17 protein-coding genes and 2 pseudogenes are annotated in these 19,697 nt (G+C 67.7%); 5 read left to right on the top strand and 14 right to left on the bottom strand.

Going from position 1 to position 19,697, the window contains the following annotated elements; genetic code table 11:
* Positions 1-64 precede the first annotated feature (64 nt).
* A complete protein-coding gene (locus RVF83_RS09060; protein ID WP_005200244.1) occupies positions 65-841 on the top strand; it encodes an SDR family NAD(P)-dependent oxidoreductase in 777 nt (258 codons plus the stop codon).
* On the opposite strand, the gene RVF83_RS09055 is transcribed toward RVF83_RS09060, so the two are convergent.
* Together RVF83_RS09055 and RVF83_RS09050 are read right to left on the bottom strand one after the other, a co-directional pair.
* Complete coding sequence (locus RVF83_RS09055) at positions 838-2,094, bottom strand: L,D-transpeptidase (RefSeq protein WP_039881043.1); 1,257 nt, start codon at positions 2,092-2,094, stop codon at positions 838-840. The two genes, RVF83_RS09060 and RVF83_RS09055, sit on opposite strands and share 4 nt — an antisense overlap.
* Positions 2,095-2,144: 50 nt before the next feature.
* Complete coding sequence (locus RVF83_RS09050; RefSeq protein ID WP_005200248.1) at positions 2,145-2,732, bottom strand: helix-turn-helix domain-containing protein; 588 nt, start codon at positions 2,730-2,732, stop codon at positions 2,145-2,147.
* Between the two features lie 48 nt (positions 2,733-2,780).
* Between RVF83_RS09050 and RVF83_RS09045 the strand changes: the two genes are divergently transcribed.
* Positions 2,781-4,556 carry an FAD-dependent oxidoreductase gene (locus tag RVF83_RS09045; RefSeq protein WP_306302380.1) on the top strand — a complete coding sequence of 592 codons (1,776 nt, stop codon included), beginning with the start codon at positions 2,781-2,783 and terminating at the stop codon, positions 4,554-4,556.
* On the opposite strand, the gene deoC is transcribed toward RVF83_RS09045, so the two are convergent.
* A complete protein-coding gene (gene deoC / locus RVF83_RS09040) occupies positions 4,524-5,270 on the bottom strand; it encodes a deoxyribose-phosphate aldolase (protein ID WP_039881070.1) in 747 nt (248 codons plus the stop codon). The genes RVF83_RS09045 and deoC overlap by 33 nt on opposite strands.
* Here deoC and purU point away from each other — a divergent pair.
* Entirely contained in the window at positions 5,229-6,122 is an 894-nt protein-coding gene (gene purU / locus RVF83_RS09035; RefSeq protein ID WP_005200253.1) for a formyltetrahydrofolate deformylase, read from the top strand. The genes deoC and purU overlap by 42 nt on opposite strands.
* A gap of 13 nt (positions 6,123-6,135) precedes the next feature.
* Here purU and RVF83_RS09030 read toward each other — a convergent pair whose 3' ends face one another.
* The 3 genes and pseudogenes from RVF83_RS09030 to RVF83_RS09020 form a co-directional block, all read right to left on the bottom strand.
* Positions 6,136-7,128, bottom strand: a complete 993-nt coding sequence (locus RVF83_RS09030) for an alpha/beta hydrolase (RefSeq protein WP_039881073.1) — start codon at positions 7,126-7,128, stop codon at positions 6,136-6,138.
* 765 nt (positions 7,129-7,893) lie between these two features.
* Complete coding sequence (locus RVF83_RS09025) at positions 7,894-9,669, bottom strand: ABC transporter ATP-binding protein (RefSeq protein WP_005200257.1); 1,776 nt, start codon at positions 9,667-9,669, stop codon at positions 7,894-7,896.
* A pseudogene (locus RVF83_RS09020) lies at positions 9,662-11,426 on the bottom strand (ABC transporter ATP-binding protein). The gene RVF83_RS09025 and the pseudogene RVF83_RS09020 overlap by 8 nt, the downstream one beginning before the upstream one ends.
* Before the next feature lie 193 nt (positions 11,427-11,619).
* Between RVF83_RS09020 and RVF83_RS09015 the strand changes: the two are divergent.
* Positions 11,620-12,252, top strand: a complete 633-nt coding sequence (locus RVF83_RS09015) for a hypothetical protein (protein ID WP_005200261.1) — start codon at positions 11,620-11,622, stop codon at positions 12,250-12,252.
* Between the two features lie 15 nt (positions 12,253-12,267).
* On the opposite strand, the gene RVF83_RS09010 is transcribed toward RVF83_RS09015, so the two are convergent.
* The 5 genes from RVF83_RS09010 to RVF83_RS08990 all read right to left on the bottom strand — a co-directional run bounded on the left by RVF83_RS09010 (position 12,268) and on the right by RVF83_RS08990 (position 16,196).
* The gene (locus RVF83_RS09010; RefSeq protein ID WP_005200263.1) at positions 12,268-13,440 is read right to left on the bottom strand and encodes a hypothetical protein; all 1,173 of its coding nucleotides are present in this window, start codon (positions 13,438-13,440) and stop codon (positions 12,268-12,270) included.
* Entirely contained in the window at positions 13,437-14,312 is an 876-nt protein-coding gene (locus tag RVF83_RS09005; RefSeq protein ID WP_039881047.1) for a carbon-nitrogen hydrolase family protein, read from the bottom strand. The genes RVF83_RS09010 and RVF83_RS09005 overlap by 4 nt, the downstream gene beginning before the upstream one ends.
* A gap of 51 nt (positions 14,313-14,363) precedes the next feature.
* Positions 14,364-15,062 carry a class I SAM-dependent methyltransferase gene (locus tag RVF83_RS09000; protein ID WP_247602352.1) on the bottom strand — a complete coding sequence of 233 codons (699 nt, stop codon included), beginning with the start codon at positions 15,060-15,062 and terminating at the stop codon, positions 14,364-14,366.
* 107 nt (positions 15,063-15,169) lie between these two features.
* The gene (locus tag RVF83_RS08995) at positions 15,170-15,679 is read right to left on the bottom strand and encodes a DUF2505 domain-containing protein (protein WP_005200268.1); all 510 of its coding nucleotides are present in this window, start codon (positions 15,677-15,679) and stop codon (positions 15,170-15,172) included.
* Positions 15,680-15,689: 10 nt separating this feature from the next.
* Positions 15,690-16,196, bottom strand: a complete 507-nt coding sequence (locus RVF83_RS08990) for a DUF2505 domain-containing protein (RefSeq protein WP_005200270.1) — start codon at positions 16,194-16,196, stop codon at positions 15,690-15,692.
* A gap of 38 nt (positions 16,197-16,234) precedes the next feature.
* Here RVF83_RS08990 and RVF83_RS08985 point away from each other — a divergent pair, with 38 nt between their 5' ends.
* Positions 16,235-17,359, top strand: coding sequence for a UDP-N-acetylmuramate dehydrogenase (locus RVF83_RS08985; protein ID WP_005200272.1), 1,125 nt, complete (start codon positions 16,235-16,237; stop codon positions 17,357-17,359).
* Positions 17,360-17,377: 18 nt separating this feature from the next.
* Here RVF83_RS08985 and RVF83_RS08980 read toward each other — a convergent pair whose 3' ends face one another.
* The 3 genes and pseudogenes from RVF83_RS08980 to RVF83_RS08970 form a co-directional block, all read right to left on the bottom strand.
* Positions 17,378-18,469 carry an alpha/beta fold hydrolase gene (locus RVF83_RS08980; RefSeq protein WP_039881075.1) on the bottom strand — a complete coding sequence of 364 codons (1,092 nt, stop codon included), beginning with the start codon at positions 18,467-18,469 and terminating at the stop codon, positions 17,378-17,380.
* Between the two features lie 56 nt (positions 18,470-18,525).
* Positions 18,526-19,353: a MerR family transcriptional regulator gene (locus RVF83_RS08975; RefSeq protein WP_005200276.1), complete on the bottom strand. Its 828-nt coding sequence runs from the start codon at positions 19,351-19,353 to the stop codon at positions 18,526-18,528.
* Positions 19,354-19,359: 6 nt separating this feature from the next.
* Positions 19,360-19,684, bottom strand: a pseudogene (locus tag RVF83_RS08970) (DUF2516 family protein).
* Positions 19,685-19,697: the final 13 nt, after the last annotated feature.

The following is a 19,697-nucleotide window of genomic DNA, read 5'->3' as shown; positions in this document are numbered from 1 at the left end:
GAGTGCACGCCGAGGCTTCCGGCGGTGTCATGGGCGAGGTTGGCACGCATCGTAAGGTGGGCCCATGAGCCCTGACACCGCCACCGACGCCACCGCCAAGACCACCGACCAGCGACCGATCGCCGTCGTCACCGGCGCGAGTTCCGGGATCGGTGCCGCCACTGCTCGCCAACTGGCGGAGCAGGGCTACCACGTGGTGCTCGGCGCACGACGCGTCGATCGCGTCGAGGCGCTCGCCGCCGAGATCGGAGGAACCGGAAAGCAGCTCGACGTCACCGACGAGGACTCGGTCGCCGCGTTCGTCGAAGGCCTGGACCGCGTGAATGTGCTCGTGAACAACGCCGGCGGCGCCAAGGGCCTCGACCCGGTGTCCACCGCGAACCTCGACGACTGGCGCTGGATGTGGGAGACCAACGTCCTGGGCAGCCTGCGGATCACGAAGGCCCTCCTCCCCGCACTGATCGCATCCGGGGACGGACTGATCGTCGCGATCACCTCGATCGCAGCGCTGGAGGCCTACGACAACGGCTCCGGCTACACCTCGGCCAAGCACGCCCAGGCGGTCACCCACCGCACTCTGCGATACGAACTCCTCGGCAAGCCGGTGCGTCTCACCGAGATCTGCCCGGGCATGGTCGAGACCGACTTCTCACTCGTGCGGTTCGAGGGCGACAAGGAACGCGCCGACGCCGTCTACCAGGGCCTGACCCCGCTGACCGCGGGTGACGTCGCCGAGGTCGTCGGCTTCGTCGCGTCACGGCCGCCGCACGTGAACCTCGACCAGATCGTCCTCATGCCGCGCGATCAGGCGTCGGCTCGCCGGAACATCAAGACCGGCTAGCGGGGAGCGGGAACGTTGGAGGTCGGGGCGCCGCTCGGCGTCGCCGGCACCGACGACTCCGTCACCTCACCCTTGATCGCCGACATGCCCTGCCAGGTCTCCCAGTCGAAGATCCAGTCGTAGATGTCACCGTCGGCCTCCGACAACGGGATTCGCGTACCCGAGACCTCGACCGGGTCACCGTAGACGGCCACCCGGAAGTAACGTTCGGCGTCGGCCTCGGACAGGTTGATGCACCCGTTGGTGACGTTCGCCGTGCCCTGGACGTTGACCGTCTCGGGGTTGGCGTGGATGAACTCGCCGTTGTTGGAGATGCGCACGGCCCAGCGTTCCCGGATGTTGAAGTAACCGGCCGCCGGGTTGCTCATGAAGAACTCTTCGTACTTCTCGGTGACCACGTGGATGCCGGAACGGGTGACGTTGCGGTCGAGGTCGCCGCCGCCGTAGCTGCAGGGCAACGACATCAGTTCGACGCCGTCACGCAGCACGTCGATGCGGTGCGAGGACTCGACGGCCCTCACGACCTGCGCGCGGCCGATCGAGAAGTCGCTCGTCACGTCCGCGGCCCCAAAGGCGCCGCCACCGTGATCGAGGCCGTACAGCTTGGCGTCCATGTGGACTTTGGTGCCGGGTGCCCAGTACTCGCGGGGACGCCAGTGGACGCGTGAACCGTTGTCCTCGCCGAGCCACGCCCACGACCCCTCGGTGGGCGGCGTGGTCGTGACGGTGAGCGCCCGCTCCACCGCTTCCTTGTCCTCGACGGTTCCGTTGAACTTCAGGATGATCGGCGCGGCGATGCCGACCTCCTGACCATCGCCGATGTTGACCACGACGTTCAGCTGGCTCGACGGTTCGAGGGTGGTGAAGCTCCCGGCGACCGGCACGGTCTTGCCGTCGGTCCCGATGGCCGTCCCGCTCCACGTGTATTCGGTGCCGTATCCCAGGGGCTCGGCGATGGTGTAGCTCGTCCGGTCCTCCGACAATCGCCCGTTCACCACCCGCCCACGGGGGTTCGTCAGCTTCACATCCGGGTTGAGCGTGCCGTCCTCGGCCTGCACGCCGATCTCGGCGATCGGACTGGGCGCCTCACCGTCGAGCGGAGGGGTGAAGGTCAGTTGGACCTTCGGCTCGGCAGGTTTGTCGTCGCCCGCGCCGGAACCGGAACCCGTACACGCCGCGATCGCGACCCCGAGTACGCCGACCCCCGCCGCGGCGAGCACAGCACGTCGGTTCACCGGGGCCTGAGAAGTCATCACCCGAACAAGCCTACCGATCTGCGGTTGTCGTTCGCGGAGCTGACGACTCACGGTTGCGGATCGTCGGCGGCGGTCGTCGCGGACGGCATGTGGGCGCGCTCGCCCGCGTGGTCCATGATCGACAGCACCTCGGCCGGGCCGTCGTGAGCGCAGATCGCATGCGGGATCATGGTCGAGAATTCCGCCGCATCCCCCTCCGGGACGATGATCGCGCGGTCGCCGAGCAGGAGCCGCACCGTTCCGGAAAGCACCGTGAACCATTCCCGACCGGGGTGAACCCGCAGGTCCCCGAGCGGTTGTTCACGCTCGAAGCGCATCTTCGCGACCGTCACCCCCTGCGGGCTGTTCTCCCGGGACAGCAGCCATATCGTCATCCCCTCGGCGGTGTGCGGCTGGGGACGGATCACGACGTCGGTGTCATCGGCGGGTTCCACGAGCTGATCCAGTGTCGTTCCCAGCGCCCGTGCGATCGGGACCAGCTGGTCCAGCGCGACCCGGCGGTGACCGGTCTCGATACGGCTCAGCGTCGACGGGGAGAGGTAGCACCGCGCGGCCAACGCATCGAGGGTCCAGCCCTTGGCCAGCCGGAGACCACGAATGCGCTGCCGGACCACCGCGTCGAGTTCTTGCGTCATAGGCAAGACTGTATGCCCATAGAGCATGGACGCGCTACCGTCGACGCCATGACCCACTCGCATTCCCGCTCCCATGGACACGACCATGACCACGACCACCTGGCGTCGGCGCTCGACCTCGATGCCGAACTCCTCGGCAGCTACATCGACGACGCGGCCACCGTGATCACCCGACATCTCGGACGGGCACCGCAACGGATCGTCGACCTCGGCGCAGGAACCGGCACCGGCACCGAGGCCCTCGCCCGCCGGTTCGGTGCAACCCACCTCATCGCGGTCGACAGCGCCGCGGAGATGATCACTCGCGTCGGCGAACGGGCCCGCGCCGGCGGATTCGAGTCGCGCACCACCACCGTGGTCGCCGACCTCGACGACGGTCTGCCACCGCTGCACTCCCCCGACGTCATCTGGGCCGCGTTGTCGCTGCACCATGTCGCCGACCCCGCGGCTCTCCTGCGCGAGTCCGCGTCCGCGCTCGCTCCGGGCGGCGTCGTCGCGATCGTCGAGATGGACGGCCTCCCTCGCTTCGCGCCCGATGCCGACTCGGCCCTGGGCACGCTCGAGGACCGCTGCCACCAGGCCGCGGCCGGTGCCGGATGGGAGGCGCTCGCCGACTGGACCGAAACCCTCGGCGAGGCAGGCCACGACGTCGTCCACCGCGACACGATCCGCATCGCACGTACCGGCCCCAACGAGACCATCGCCCGGTACGCGGTCCACTGGTTCGGTCAGTTCCGGCACCGACTGGCCGAGGTGCTCGCGGATTCCGACCTGGCACTTCTCGATTCCCTCATCGACCCCGATGACCCCGCGTCGCTGCATCGGCGCGCCGACCTCACCCTCACCGCCGGACGCCGGCTGTGGATAGCGCGGCCGGCCGGCGATCACGACGTCGCCATCATCGGCGGGGGCTCCGCGGGGTTGAGCGCCGCGACCACACTGGCCCGTTCCCTGCGTTCCGTCGTCGTCATCGACAGTGGTGATCCGCGCAACGCACCGGCCGAGGGCGCACACAACGTGCTGGGTCAGGAGGGCATCTCCCCGCTCGACCTACTGTCCCGAGGACGCGACGAGGTCCGCGGCTATGGCGGAGAGGTCCGCTCCGACACCGTCGTCGACGCCCGCCCGGACGGCGATCGGTTCATCCTCTCGCTGGCATCCGGCGGAACGGTGCGGGCGCGACGCCTCCTGCTGGCGACGGGCCTCGTCGACGAGTTGCCCGAGATCCCCGGCGTCGCCGAACTCTGGGGGCGCGACGCGCTGCACTGTCCGTACTGCCACGGCTACGAGGCTCGCGGTTCCCGGGTCGTGGTGCTCGCGACGAGCCCGATGTCCGCCCACCAGGCACTGCTGTTCACACAGCTCAGCGACGACGTCACCCTCGTCGCGCAGGCTCCGGAAGCCATCGGCGGCGAGGACCGCACGAACCTGGCCGCCGCCGGGGTGTCGATCATCGACGACACCGTCAAGCGGCTTCGCACCCGGGACGACGCCGGTACGGCTCGCCTCGACGGCGTCGAACTGTCCGACGGCACGGTCCTGAAGGCGGACGCCGTCGTCGTCGCACCGAGATTTGCGGTGCGCGGCGACCTCTACGAACGACTCGGCGGCACGCTGTCGCAGACCCCGATGGGTGAGGTCATCGAGACCGGACCGATGGGCGCGACCGCGATCCCCGGCGTCTGGGCGGCGGGTAACAACACCACACTCAACGCGGTGGTGACCGTCGCGATGGGCGAAGGGGTGTCGGCCGGTGCGGCGATCAACGCCGATCTGGTGATGGCCGACGTGCTACGCGGGAAAGCCGTCGAGCACGGCCGCTGACGACGACAGGCCCAGCCGAGTGGCGCCCGCCGCGATGAGTTCGGCGGCGAACTCGGCCGTCCGGATGCCACCGCTCGCCTTCACCCCGACGCGGTCGCCGACCGCGGCGCGCATGAGGCGAACCGCCTCCACGCTCGCGCCGCCCGCGGGATGGAAACCGGTCGAGGTCTTCACCATTCCCGCGCCGGCCTGCTCGGCACGGCGGCACACCTCGGTCACCGTGTCGGGACCGGCGAGCTGCAGGAGCGCCGCGGACTCGATGATCACCTTGAGCAGCGTCGAATCCCCGACCGCCTCGCGCACGGTCAGGACGTCGGCGAACACCTCGTCGAATCGGCCGTCGACCGCCGCGCCGACATCGATCACCATGTCGATCTCCTGCGCCCCGGAGTCCACCGCCAGCCGGGCCTCGGCGGCCTTGACCAGCGAGTGGTGCTTACCCGAGGGAAAGCCGGCGACCACGCAGGTCCGCTGCTCACCGGTGTCGATCGGGAGCATCGACGGCGACAGGCACACCGCGAACACGCCGAGACGGGCGGCTTCGGCGACGGTGGCCTCCGCGTCCGCGCGGGTGGCCTCGGGCTTGAGAAGTGTGTGGTCGATGATGGCGGCGACGTCGCTACGCCGCAGGTCCGTGTTCGTCACATCGACGAGCTTGGCACACTGTGGGTCGTGACAAGCGGACAGCTGACCCCCACCGACCAGACCGAGCATCGCTATGTGCTGACGCTCGGCTGCCCCGACCGCACGGGCATCGTCGCCCGCATCTCGACCTTCCTGACCGACGTCGGGGGCTGGATCACCGAGGCCGCGTACCACTCCGACGACGACACCGGCTGGTTCTTCACCCGGCAGGCCATCCGCGCCGACGAGGTGTCGTTCACCGCCGACGAACTCCGCGCACGCTTCGCCGAAGAGGTCGCCTCCGAACTCGGCCCCGAGACCGAGTGGCGCCTCACCGACACCCGTGACACCAAGTCCGTCGTGCTGCTGGTGAGCAAGGAAACCCACTGCCTCCTCGACCTTCTCGGTCGTGCGCATCGAGGCGAGCTGCCGGCGACCATCCGGGCCGTCGTCGGCAACCACCCCCAACTCGAAGAGCTGGCAACACGTTTCGAGATCCCGTTCCACCATGTCCCGTTCGGTGAGCGCAAGGCCGATGCCTTTGCCGAACTCGCCCGGATCGTCGACGGCTACCAGCCCGACGCCGTGGTCCTCGCACGGTTCATGCAGATCCTGCCCCCGAAACTGTGCGAAGCGTGGGCCGGCCGTGCGATCAACATTCACCACAGCTTCCTGCCGAGCTTCATCGGAGCCCGCCCGTACCACCAGGCATTCGCCCGGGGCGTCAAGCTGGTCGGTGCGACGTGCCACTACGTCACCGCCGATCTCGACGCCGGACCGATCATCGAACAGGACGTGATCCGAGTCGATCACAGCGACTCGGTGACCGACATGGTGCGTCAGGGCCGCGACATCGAGACGCTGGTCCTGTCCCGCGGACTGCGCTGGCACCTCGAGGACCGCGTCCTCGTGCACGGCCGGAAGACCGTGATCTTCAACTAGTTCGGAACTTCGACTAGTTCAGGGCCCGCTCGTAGAACGACCACGAGCGGTGCAGCTGGTCCTGCCAGTAGCCCCAGGAGTGGGTGCCGGTGGGCGGCAGGTCGACCGTCGCGGGGATGTTCAACTGCTGCAGGCGGTTCACCAGCTGCAGGGTGCACGTCATGGTGCCGCCCTCGATGACGCCACCGACCAGGATCTGATCGGCGAGGGTGTCGGTCTTCTTGACGTACGCCGGGTTGTCGTACTGCCCGGGCAGGCCGGTGGCGTTGGAGATGTACAGCTTGGTGCCACGCAGCTTGTGTGCGTTGATGACCGGATCGTGCTTGCGCCAGCCAGGTCCGTTGTACGGCCCCCACATGTTCCGGGCGTCGCCTCCGCCGCGGGCCTCGACCACCAGCCGGATGCTGTTCTGTCCGAACGGGTCGGCGGTGGTCGGGCATCCGCTGTAGGAGCCGACGGCCTCGTACAGACCCGGATGCTCGATCGCGAGGTTCAGGACCGACGTTCCCGACGACGAGATGCCGCCGATCGCGTTGCGTCCGGAGGTGTTGAAGTTCGCGTCGAAGACGGGCGGCAGTTCCTTGCCCAGGAACGTCGACCACTTGTGGACGCCCAGCTCGGGGTCGGGCTTCTCCCAGTCGGTGTAATAGCTGAACTGACCCTGGTTTGGGATGACGACGTAGAGGTTCTTGTTCTTGGTGAACTCGACGATGTCGGTCTTGGCCAGCCAGTTGGCGCCGTCCTCGCCGCCGCCCGCGCCGTTGAGGAGGTAGAGGACCCCACGCGGCTTGGACTCGTCGGCGGGCTTGATCACCGTCAGCGGGATGTCTTTGTTCATCGCATCGGAATGCACGACGATGTCCGTGACCCGTTCGGTGGGCGAACCCGCGGTCACGAGACTCGGCGCCGCGGCTGCCATCCCGGCGGTGCCGGTGGCCGACAGCGTGAGCCCGATGCCCAGAGCGACCGCGATCGCGGCGCCGCACCTGCGCAGACGCTGGTTCATGGATTCCTCCTCGTCGAGTCCCCGATAGGCCCCGGGGCGGGCGTGGGTCATGTCAGATGGACCGTATCGTGTCGGGCCGCCGGGCGGACGCGCACCGCGGATCATTCAACCGGCCGGACCCCGTCCGACGGCGTTTCGGCCCGGTTCAACACGAATCGCCTCACAGCCGAGACCGTGAGGCGATTCGTGAAGATGGTCGGACTACGCCGGCTCGTCGGAACCGCCCTCGAGCGAGCCGGTGAACACGCCGAAGATCGCTTCGGTGATCGCGTCGGTGATAGCGCCTTCGATCGAATCGCCAATTCCAGTGCTCATGGGAACTCCTTTGTCCATTGGGGGAAAGTTCGGTCTGGACCCACCCGCTCCCACCTGTGCGGCGGATCGAGACAGAGATTACATATCCGTCTCGACAATGTCTCCATTATCCCGGAGGACTTGTCACGAAAATTCCTTCGGGACATCCAGCAGTGGGATGAAATCCCTGCTCAGGGGCGCGGGTTAACACGAACAATGGATTTAATGGGACGATCGTCCAATTGATCCCGAGGCCAGAACGCCGATTAGCAACGTCATTGCAACGTTTCATGAACGAACGGCAAAACTGTGCCGCAACCTTCTTCACCGTAACTTTCTGAGCGGTAGGTTTTTCGTTCTCACGGTTTCCTCACGAGCGACTCGAGCGATTCCCGGAAATGAGATGAATGCGTCCATCCGTATCAGGCAGACGATCTTTACGTACGCGAAAAGACTCTGACCTCGATAGATTCACTTCACTTCGGAGACCACGTCGACGCCGCAGCGTCGCGCATAGATGCCGCCGGCACCGATCAGATCATCGTGCGTTCCCGATTCGACGATCGTCCCCTCCTCCAGGACGACGATCTGGTCCGCGAGCGCGGCGGTGGCCATCCGGTGGGTGATCAGCAAGGTCGTCGTGTCGGCGCGCAGACGTTGCAGCGCCCGCTGCACGAGCAACTCCGTGCGGGGATCGGCGGCGCTGGTCGCCTCGTCGAGGATGAGGATGCGGGGCGAGGCCGCGATGGCCCGGGCGACGGTGACGAGCTGCTTCTCGCCTGCGCTGAGGTTCTCCGACTCCTGCCCGATGACGGTGTCGAGACCGTGCGGCAACGTTGCGACGATCTGGTCGAGATGACCGTCATGGACCGCACGGTCCACTGCGTCGTCGTCGGTCATCCCGTAGGCGACGTTCTCGCGCACGGTCCCGGTGAACAGCCACGGCTCCTGGGTCACGACCGCCATGCCCTCGCGCACCCGGTGCGGGCCGAGGTCGACGGTATCGTCACCGTCGATCGTGATCGCCCCTGCGGTCGGACGATAGAAGCCCTGCAGCAGGTTGGTGACGGTCGTCTTGCCCGCCCCGGTAGAGCCGACGATCGCCGTCGTCGTCCCCGGCGCCATCCGGAAACTCACCGAACCGAGGACCGGCGTGCCCTCCTCATACGCGAAGGCGACGTCGTCGAAGACGATCTCCGGCGGTCGACGGTGACGCCCGGCGTCAGGTTCCACTTCGCCGGTCTCCGACGCGCCGTCCTCCGGCTCGTCGAGCACCTCGCGCACCTTGCCCGCCGAGACCGTGCCCGACTGCACCTTGGTCACGAAACCGGCCAGTTCGCGAACAGCCGAGGACAGTTGTTGGGCGAAGATCACGGCCACCTGGGCGGCGCCGAGACTCAAGGTCCCGTCGACGACCATGATCCCCCCGAGGACCGCCAGGATCAGGAACACCACGGCGTTGATAGCGGTCAGGATCGGGGCCAGGGTGCCGGCGGCCCATTGGGCAGAGCGTGTCGAACCGAACAACTTCTCGTTGAGGGCATCGAAGCGGCGTCGGGCCAGGGGTTCGGCGTTGTACGCCTGCAGCATGCGCCGCGTGCTCAACTCCTCCTCGACATGGCCGGTGAGGGCCGCCGTGGTGGTCCACCGGGTCTCCAGGAACGGTCGTGCCCGGCGCGCGATGACGACCGCCACCGCGGCCGACACCGGCGCCGCGACGAGCGCGACGATCGCCAGCAGCGGCGAGACGACGAACAGCACGACGGTGACCACGAGAAGGGTCAGCACGTTGGTGGGGACGGTGACCAACACCGGCGCGATCACCGTGGCGGCGTTGTCGGTGTGCGCGGTGAGCTTGCTGACGAGCACGCCGCGGTTGTTCGACTCGAAGTAGCGCAGCGGTAGCCGGTGGACCTTGTCCTCGATCCGCGTGCGCAGACCCGCTACGGATCGCTGCACCGCAATCGTCAACATCTGACCTTGCGTGAACGTGAGACCGGCGACGAGCACATAGATCACCGTCTGCACCCCGAGCAACGTCCAGAGGCGCTTCCAGTCCATATCGTCGGCGCCGGTCGTGCCGTCGACGATCACGTTGGTGACCGCGCCGAACAGGATCGGACCGACGACAGACCCGAGCGACGCCACAGCGGCGCACAGCGAGATCGCGACGGCCCGTCTGCGGGTCAGATGGAGCTGCTGCAGCAGCCAGCGGAGCGAGCCGTCTCGCCGCTTGGCGTCAGACATTGGTCACCGCCTGCGCATAGGCGATCTCGCGATAGATCTCACTGTCGATGCGCAGGGTCTCGTCGGTGCCGACCGCCACCAGGTGGCCGGCCTCGAGGACTCCGATGACGTCTGCGTGCCGAACCGAAGACACGCGCTGAGCCGCGATCAGAACCGTCGCCTCCGGGTGCGCGCGCCGTAGGTTCGCGATGACCTGCTGCTCGGTGTCGACGTCGAGGGCGCTGAAGGGATCGTCGAGCACGTACAGGGCGGGACGTCGAAGGACCGCGCGGGCCAGTGCCAGACGCTGCCGTTGGCCGCCGGAGAAGTTTCTCCCCTCTTGCGCGACGCGCGCCCCGAGGCCCTCGGGGCGCGCCTCGACGAAGTCCCGTGCCGCCGCCACCTCGAGCGCTTCCCACAATTGATCGTCGGTCGCGTCGGGACGACCGACCCTCAGGTTGTCGGCGATCGTGCCGGTCACCAGTGCTGCACCCTGCCCGACGAACGCGGTCCGTGCGCGTACCCACGCCGGTGCCAGCCCGGTCACGTCCGCGCCGTCCCACCGGACGACGCCCGAGTCTGGGTCGGCGAAGCGCAGTGGCAACGACAACAACGTCGATTTCCCGCTGCCGGTGCCGCCGAGGAGCCCGGTGACCGTGCCGGCGGCACACGTCAGCGAGATCGCGTCGACCGCGGGTGCGTCGGCGCCGGGAAAGCCGACGGAGACGGCGTCGAAGACCACCGCGGGTGCGGGCGACGTCGCCCCGGCCTCGGCGTCGCCGGATTCGAGCACCTCGGTGTCGAGAACCTCGACGATGCGGTCCGCGCTGGTCACCGCACGGGGGATGACGCCGGCGATCACGGTCAGCAACGACACGGCGAGCAGGATCTGCCCGAGGTAGCCGACCGCCGCCGCGATCTGGCCGATCTGCATCTGCCCGCGGTCGACGAAGATCGCACCCCAGGGCGGCCACCGCGACCCCGGCGAGATTGGACACCACGGTCACGGTCGGGAGCAGCAGTACCTGAGTCCGCCCCAGCCGCAGGGCGACGTCGGTGAGTTCGTCGTTCTCCACCGCGAACCGCGCACGCTCGCGGTCCTCCTGCCGGAACGTCCTGATCACGGGTATGCCGCGCAACTGTTCGCGCAGCACGCGGTTGATGGTGTCGAGCCGACGTTGCAGGCGCGCGGCCCACGGGACGATGCGACGCACGAGCACCCCGACCAGCGCGACGAGGATCAGCCCGGCCACGAAGATCACCGGGGCCATCTGCCACGCCTGCGACAGGGAGAGCACCAGGGCACCGAACAGCATGAGCGGCGCGGTGACGACGACCGTGAGGAAGATGAACAGGAAGCCCTGGATCTGGGCCACGTCGCCGGTGGATCTGGTCAGCAGGCTGGACAGGCCCAGCCGGGCGACCTGCTGGTCGGTGAACATGCCGATCCGGCCGTTGACCCGGCCGCGCAGATCACGGGCGGAGCTCGCCGACAGGTGCGAGGCGAGGTAGGTGGCACCGAGCGAGACCGCGAGGTTGACCACGGCCACCGCGACCATCAGCAGACCCACGACCTTGATGGTTCCCACGTCGCCGCGCAGGATCCCGTCGTCGATGATCGCGGCGTTCAGCGCCGGCTGGGCCAGTGACGTGAAAACGCTGGCGAGTTGGAAGACGACGAATCCCGCGACCACCCACGGTGACGCCTTCAGCGCGGTGCCGACGAGACCGACGAGCGCCCGCACCTGACCTCTGTTCAACGACGGTGCAACGGGCATCGGGCGAGACCACTCCGGACTTCGACGGGAACAGGAGAAAATCGGCGTCGGATATCGTCGCCGATCCATTGCTGCCTCACATACCGGGAAGGTCGCCAGGCGGTTGTGAAGTCTACATATCGTCGTCTCGCAAACCGCCCGAACGCGACGTAAGAACACCTCACCGTTTTCGCCGATGTGCTGATATGTAGCGGTGACGCAAGGCATCCAGGCGGCCCGGAACGGCTCCCGCCCACTGACGGAATCCGATCGAGAAAGTGCACTCGACCTGCTCGAGAACGGTCTGCGGGAGACCCCGATGTATCAGTGGCTACTCGGCGCCGATGCACCGAGCGAGGCGTATCGGTGGTACGGCGAAGTCCTCGTCGCCGAGAATTTCCACGGGCTCCGAGGCGTATTCGACGAGTCCGGCGCCCTGATCGCCCTGATCGCACTCGCCTATCCGACCCGCCCGGCCGGTCGTGTCGACGACGAACTGATGGCACGAATTCGTCATTTCGTCGGAGCGCTCGACGGATTCCCCGATCGATTCACCGAATTGCGCCGGTCCCAGAAAGAGGCTGCGACCGACGATCGCGCGATCGAGATCCTGTTCGCGCTCGTACATCCCGATCGCCGACGCGGCGGCACGCTCGCCGGCCTCCTCGACGAGGTCATCGGGATGGGGCGCCGGGACGATCTACCGGTGGTCGCCGGGACCGCCGACGCCACCATGTCGGAGGTCTACGTCCGCAGGTGGGACGCGCCGGTCTGCGGCGAGTTCACGCTCACCGGCGGGCCGACGGTGTGGATTCACCGCATCGCCCCGCCGGGAGAACGCCGGTAAGCGAGCGACTGCCGATCAGACCGAGCAACCCGACTGCTGTTCGTTCCCGGTCATCTCGTTGGTCAGCTGAACATCCGAGCCGCTGATCGCGAACTCCAGACCCGTGTCGGTGACCTTGAGCTGATCGACCTGGACCTCGTCGAAGAACGGTCCGAGCGCCGATGTGGTGATCTGGTCGACGATCTGCTGTGCGAAGTCCGGCGGGATGCCGAACACCAGCGCGCTTGCCTTGACGACCTCGAACTCGACCCGGCCGCCCTTGAGGACGGGCTTGATCGTCGCCGAGACCGGGACGGAGAAGAACATGACCGGGAAGCCGGCCTGGACCTCGAAGGTGCCGTCGGCCGCGTTGCCGGTGATCTCCTCGACCGAACCGACCGGGCTCGCGCCGTTGCCGGTGCTCTGGCCGCCGGCGCCGGCGGGAGCGCCTTCCTTGCTGAGTTCGACGATCCGCTCGTAGGGGATGAAGCCGTCGCCCCTGAGACTGCGGATGTCGGTGCTGCTGTTGTCACCGGAGATCCCGTCGGCGCGCATGTGCAGACGCACGCCCTGCGGATCGGAGCCGTCCTTGGTGTCGACCTGGACGTACGGGACGTCGCCACTGCCCTGCAGGATGATCGGCTTGCGGCTCAGCGACACCGAGGTGGGTACGCCGGTCAGACCGCTGAACGATTCCTCGAGGCAGTTCGTCACCTTGTTGCGCAGATAGAGCTCGCTGCCGACCGCACCGATGACCACGAGCAGCAGCACGGCGATGGTGCTCAGCGCCACGATCTTCTTCGTGCTGCGGCGCTTTCGCGGCGAGGTCAGCACCGGACCGCTGCCCGGCGTCTGCAGCGGTTCGCTCGAGTCGTCGCCGTAGGGCGTCTCCCCGGGCGCGAACTGCGAAGTGCCCGGCTGACCGAGCCCACCGCTCAGGTCGGTGGTGTCGGCCGCTGAGGGCGGCACGCTCGAATACGCCTGTGCCCCCGGCGCGATCGGGGCCGTCGGGAACTGTTCGGTCTCCCCCGTCTCGGGAACGTCTGTACCGGCGGTCCGCTCGACGGACCTCGTGCGGTCGGCGTCGTCCACCGGACGCCAGTCGTCGCCGGTGGATTCGGAGTTGCCGGTGGGTCCTGCGGATTCGGTGGGATCGTGCGACTCGCCCTGGTCTCGGGGGTCATCACCGGGAGTCTTGTTGTCGCTCATGGATTCCGTCCTCGGTCGTCGGACTCTCGAAGCCGTTCGGCGGTGGATGCGACCTTGCTGGGCACCGCACCGCCGGCAGTCAGCTCTCGCTCGTTGGCGAGGACCGCCAGTTGTTTACGAGCCTTCTCGACCAGTTCCAGGTCGAGGTCGTGGACATCGACACCGACCGTCTCCGGGTACGCGGCGACCACGGTACCGAAGGGGTCTGTGATTTGGCTGTGTCCGATCCCGGTCGGCGCACCCGACCCGGCGACCGTCTCGTCCGGGGGAAGTGCCTGCCCCACGGCGACGACGAACGTCGTCGAATCCAGCGCTCTGGCCGTCGCGAGCACCTGCCACTGATGGATCTTGCCGGGGCCGGCGCCCCACGACGTCGGTACGACGACGATCTGCGCACCGCGTCGGGCCAGATTGGTGAACAGGGCGGGGAACCTGATGTCGTAGCAGGTGGCCACCCCCACGGTGACGCCATCGACCTCGAAGGTCAGCGGTTCCGAACCGGCCGCGACGGTCTTGGATTCGCGGAACCCGAAGGCGTCGTACAGATGCAGCTTGTCGTATCCCTGCCGCGACCCGTCCGGGTGTGCGACGAGCACCGTGTTGAACACACGCCCGTCGTCCGACGGGGTGAACATCCCGGCCACGACGGTCACACCCGCCGACCTCGCGACCTCCGACACCGCACACGCCCACGGCCCGCCGAGATCCTCCGCCACCGGCTTCAACGGAACGCCGAACCGGCACATGGTCGCCTCCGGGAACACGACCAGGCGCGCCCCGCGCGATGCCGCATCCCGCGTCGCCGCACGGAGGGTCTCCAGGTTCTCGCCCGGATCGTCGGTCGAGCTGATCTGAGCCATCGCCACACGCATAGCCGCCACAGTAGTGCCCGTCACCGTCGGTACCGCCGACTTCCTCCGCGGTTACGCCGACGGGGCGACGGCCTCCCACGGGACGGTCAGCACGTTGTCCGACATCCGACGCCGGCTGACGACGCAGTCGACACCGCGTTCGCGCAGCAGGTCCAGAACATGACGCCAGCGGACGCGCGGCCCATACGGCGCCAACGGAGCGGCGATGTCCCAGCACTGGTCGGCGAGAACGAGCAGGTCGTGGATCTTCTCACCGGGCACGTTGCGGTGGATGAGCGCTTTGGGCAGTCGTTCGGCGAGATCGGAGGGACGTTCGGAATGTTCCGGCGCCCAGCAGAGCGTCAGACTGACCGGCCCCGCGTCGTCGAGCAGCACCCACGTACAGCGCCGCCCGATCTCGTCGCAGGTGCCCTCGACGATCACCCCGCCCGGCGACAGGGCCGCACGCAACCGCGACCACGCGGCGTCGACCTCGGTCTCGTCGTACTGGCGGAGGACGTTGAAGGCACGCACCACCCGGGGCCGCAGACCCGCCATCTCGAAGCCGCCGACCGCGAACCGGACGCCGTCGCGCGGGTCGACGACCCGTGCCGGGTCGATCTCGAGTCCGACCATCTCCAGGTCGGGGGCGATGCGGCGGAGCCGGCCGGCCATCTCGACGGTGGTGTCGGGGCGGGCGCCGTAACCGAGGTCGACGACCAGGGGATGTGGGACGTCGAGTGCCGCGATCACGGCCGGTTCATGCGCCATCCACCGATCCACCCGCCGGAGACGGTTGATGTTGGTGGTCCCGCGCGTCACCCGTCCGATCGGGCTGTTCGACAGCCGTCGCCCGGACTGCTGCCCGGGGAGTCGACTCACAAGTTCTTGTCGATCCAGTCCTTGGCGTACTCGGCCTCGGCTCGGAACAGATCGACCAGGTTTATGAGGATCATCTGCTCCAGCTTGCCGTTGACGAACGGGACGAAGACCTTCGCCTCGCTGGTCCGGCGGATCGTGCAGCCGTCGTCGGTGGGGAACAGTTCCTGCCAGCCGTTGAGGCTGCCCGGCCCCGCGGGGATCGACGCGTTGTAGGTGCCCTTGGTGTTGTCCGGGTCGAACGGACCGAGGGTCTCCTCACGCGTGATGACCATGTCCTTCATCATCACCGTCTGCGCGAGCGGGGGCAGCTGATCGCGACCGATCGTCTGCTTGAGGACGACCTTGATCCCGGTCTCGTCGGAGGTGAAGGAGGCGACCTCGCAGTGTGGCGAGATCATCTGGAATCCCGCCATCATGTCGTCCCAGTACTGCTTGATGCTCTGCGCTTGGTAGAGCTTCTCCGCAGCGTGAGTGTACCGAGCGGAGTAGCTGAGCCGTCGTGCCATGACGACCAGGCTACGTCAGCGGATTTTCCGATTCCCAATCGACGGTGTGACCACGCTCGTGATCAAGCAGGCCGACAAGCTCGCTGACCACGGCCTTCTCGATCTTCCCGCCGAACATCGGCAGGTTCACCGACACCTCGGCGGACCACTCGCTGGTCGCCGGATCACCGGCGATGGTGGTGGACCCGTTCACGTTCACCGGCACCGGGGCGCCCTCGACCGTGGCGTGGATCTCGCCCTCGATCCGGCCTCCGACCAGCCGATATGTGTTCTTCCGCGGAATTCGGAGGTCGCCGGGCATGATCTTGGTGACCGCCGACGGGAGCTTCTCCGCGGGGATGCCCTGGTTCATCTCCACGGTCACGGTGTCGCCCGCGATGTTCACCTTCTCGACGTGGCCGTGACCGGAGTTCATCCGCTCCACCAGATCGTGCCAGTACTGCTCCGTGGTGTAGAGCGCCCAGAGCCGCTCGGTGGAGAACGGGTAGGACTCCGAGTGCTGCAGCTTGCTCGCCATGAAGAGAACGCTACCGGTCGCCGGTTAACGTTTAACGCGTGACCGACACGCAGACGCCGCTGAGCGCGCCCCTCGCCGAGCTGACCACCCTGCGTCTGGGCGGCCCCGCCCGCGAGATCGTGCGCTGCCCGGACACGCGCAGCATCGTCGAGACCATCCAGGAGCTTGACGAACAGTCCGAACCGGTGCTGGTGATCGGCGGCGGGTCCAACCTCGTCATCGGCGACGCCGGCTTCGACGGCACCGCCGTGGTGCTGGCGAGCGGCCGCATCGAGTTCGGTTCGGGCCGCGAGTCGGGCCGATCGCACGTCGTCGCCGACGCCGGCGTGGGCTGGGACGACCTGGTCGCCGCGACCGTCGAGGCGGGATTCGGCGGGCTGGAGTGCCTGTCGGGGATTCCCGGCGCGGCCGGCGCGACGCCGGTGCAGAACGTCGGGGCATACGGAGTCGAAGTCGCCGACATATTGCGGTCGGTCCAGGTCCTCGACCGCCGGTCGGGCAACCTGCGCTGGGTCTCCCCCACCGAGCTCGGACTCGGCTACCGCACCAGTAATCTCAAACACCGCGATGACTTCGTGGTGGTCGCAGTGTCCTTCTGGCTCAACGAGGATCGCGAGAGCCAGCCGATCCGGTACCGCGAACTGGCCACGACGGTCGGCGTCGCGCCCGGCGATCGCGTCGACGCCGCCACCGCCCGCGAGGCGGTACTCGGCCTGCGTCGCGGCAAGGGCATGGTCCTCGACGCCGACGACTTCGACACGTGGAGTGCCGGTTCGTTTTTCACCAATCCGATCATCGACGGCCCGGACGCCCCCGCCGTCCTCGAACGGATCGCGGTCCGGGTCGGCGAGGACGTGGCGATCCCGTCCTATCCGGCCGGCCCACAGCCGGGAACGCCGGTCGACCCCTCCAACGCCGGCACCCCCACCGCGATCAAACTGTCGGCGGGGTGGCTGATCGAACGGGCCGGCTTCGGGCGCGGCTACCCGTCGGCTGACGCCCCGGTCCGCCTGTCGACGAAGCACACTCTGGCGCTGACCAATCGGGGTTCGGCCACCACCGAGCAACTACTGACGCTGGCGCGCGAGGTCCGGGACGGCGTTCTCGACTCCTTCGGCGTCACACTGCGACCCGAGCCGGTCTTCGTCAACTGCGTGCTCTGACGACCGGCCGGGCGCGATTCAGCCGACCCGCTGCGCGGTCCGTGACACGTCGGCGACCAGCTCGTCGAGCATCTCGTTGAAGCGCTCCGCCGCCTCGATGCTCGACATGTGCCCGACACCCTCGTAGACGATCAGATCCCGCAGTGAACCGTTGCGGCGCAGCACCTCTGCCATCTGCTCGGCGTGCCGTGGCGGAGTGAGCCGGTCCTCGGTTCCGACGACCACCACCGTGGGCACCGTCAGCGCCTCCAGTCCTGCGGTCACATCGAGTTTGCCCATCGCCGAACCCCATCCGGCCCGCGCACGCGGCGGGCAGGAGCCGACCATCTCGTCGACGAAGTCGACATGCGACTTGCGCGCGTTGGGGCCGAGTGCGATGTAGTGCGAGAACTTCACGCCGTACGGGGTCTTCGGGATCGGAACCGGCACCGAGGTGATCGCCTTGGTCACGACCGGCGTGAACGGCCGTGCGTAGGCGGGCAGGTCGACGGGTACGAGTCCGTGGTTCTCCATGACCGCGTTGGCCGCGGTCGACACAAGCACCGCGGCGGACACCGTGGTGCCGACCTTCTCCGGATGCTGGGCAGCCCACGACATGATGGTCATGCCACCCATGCTGTGTCCCACCAGGATTGCCCGACGACCATTCGGGACGGTCGCCTCGAGCACCGCGTCGAGGTCCTGTCCGAGCATCGCCACCGTCGGCCGGGCCCGCCCCCGCTCCGAGAGCCCGTGCCCACGCTGGTCGTAGACGACGACGCGACGGTCGCCGGCGTCGGGCGTGATGAGGTGGTTGATCTGCGGATACCAGTAGGCCGTGTTGCAGGTCCAGCCGTGGACCATCACGATGACGTCCCCCTCGGGATCGTCGTCGTCGGCACCGTAGACCTCGACGTTCAGTGCCGTGCCGTCGAGCGTCCGGACCGCCTGCCGCAGTGGTGCCACCTCGGGCTCGCGGAGCAGATCGTCGGGGCCGTCGTCCACCGCGGTCGAGGTCCGCAGTGCATCCCGAGTGATCCCCGCGAGCACCGTACCGACCCCGAGGCCGATCACCCCTGCACCGACAGCGGTCGCGATCCCGCCGACATTCACCAATGACTTCCGCTTCACCGGCACTCCTCGCTACGTGGAACCTCAGGTCCGGGCTCCGTGCGGGGGCACCTCGTTCAGCGCCCCGTCTCGGTGTTCAATGTACCAACATCCGTTGTCTCATAGCCGGGGTCCGGCTGGTCACCGGTCGAATCCGGCGTCGCGGAGTCCGGTTCGTCGTCCCCGGTGGCGGCATCGAAGTAGGTCGCCGCCCGCCCGATCGCCTGCGAGATCTGCTCGTCGAGGGCCCGGCGGAACGTCGTCTCGACGATCTCGTGGGCCATCGGCCGAACGGTCTGGATGAGGTCCGCCATCTTGCTGACGCCCTGCTCACCGAGGTCGGGCAGGTTCTCGTCGAAGTAGGTGTCGGTGATGATCGAGACGAAGCTCTTGGCGACGTCCTCGAGGTCGTCCTGGACCCGGACCCAGCGGTCGAGCAGGAACTCCAGGTCGACGCCGGCCTTCACCAGGACCTCGGCACCCTCGAGGAGTTCGGGGTTGCGGATCGCGTAGTGCGTGCCGTCCTTGGCCAGCAGACCCAGCTTCTGGCTGAGCGCGATGGACCGGTCCGACGCATTGAGCGTCTTCCTCAGCTCGGCGATGGTGATCGTCGCGGCACGCTTGAAATTGCGGAACCGGCCGCCCTTCGGCGACCCGCGCAGGATCTGTTCGACGCGCATGCCGTGGTGGGCGGCGTGCAGGAGCTCACTGATCGTCGCGAAAGTGTACCCGCGTTCGAGCATGCGGGAGATGAGGTTCAGGCGGACCAGGTGCTGGTCGGAGTACCAGCCCGCACGGCCGCGGATGGTGGGCGGCGGAAGCAGTCCGCGGTCCTGGTAGACCCGGATGTTGCGAACGCTGACCCCCGACGCCTCGGCGAGGTCGTTGATCCGATACTCCGCCACGATGCATCAGGCCTTTTTGCTGAACCAGGATTTGCCCTGGATGTCGTCGACACGTTTGCGCACGTCGACCAGGTACACGAGCATCGCGACCACGCCGATGATGCCCAGGAAGCTCACCGCACCGAAGAACCAGATGAACAGCGACGCGGCGGCCAGGATCGCCACCCCAGATCACCTTGCTCTGCCGGTCGACCGCCGGGAAGGCATCGGGCCGCTGAATGGCCGCGTGGATCAGAGCGACGACCGCCGCGATCCCCGCGACCACGGTCAGGACCAACATGATCAGACTCTGTCCATAGGCCAACACGCTGAAGACGTCCACGCCGAACACTCTAGTTCCCGTG

Source organism: Gordonia rubripertincta, from assembly GCF_038024875.1.
In the GTDB taxonomy this organism is placed as follows: domain Bacteria; phylum Actinomycetota; class Actinomycetes; order Mycobacteriales; family Mycobacteriaceae; genus Gordonia; species Gordonia rubripertincta.
Note: the sequence above shows the minus strand (reverse complement) of the source record. Positions and strands in the feature narration are given on the sequence as shown.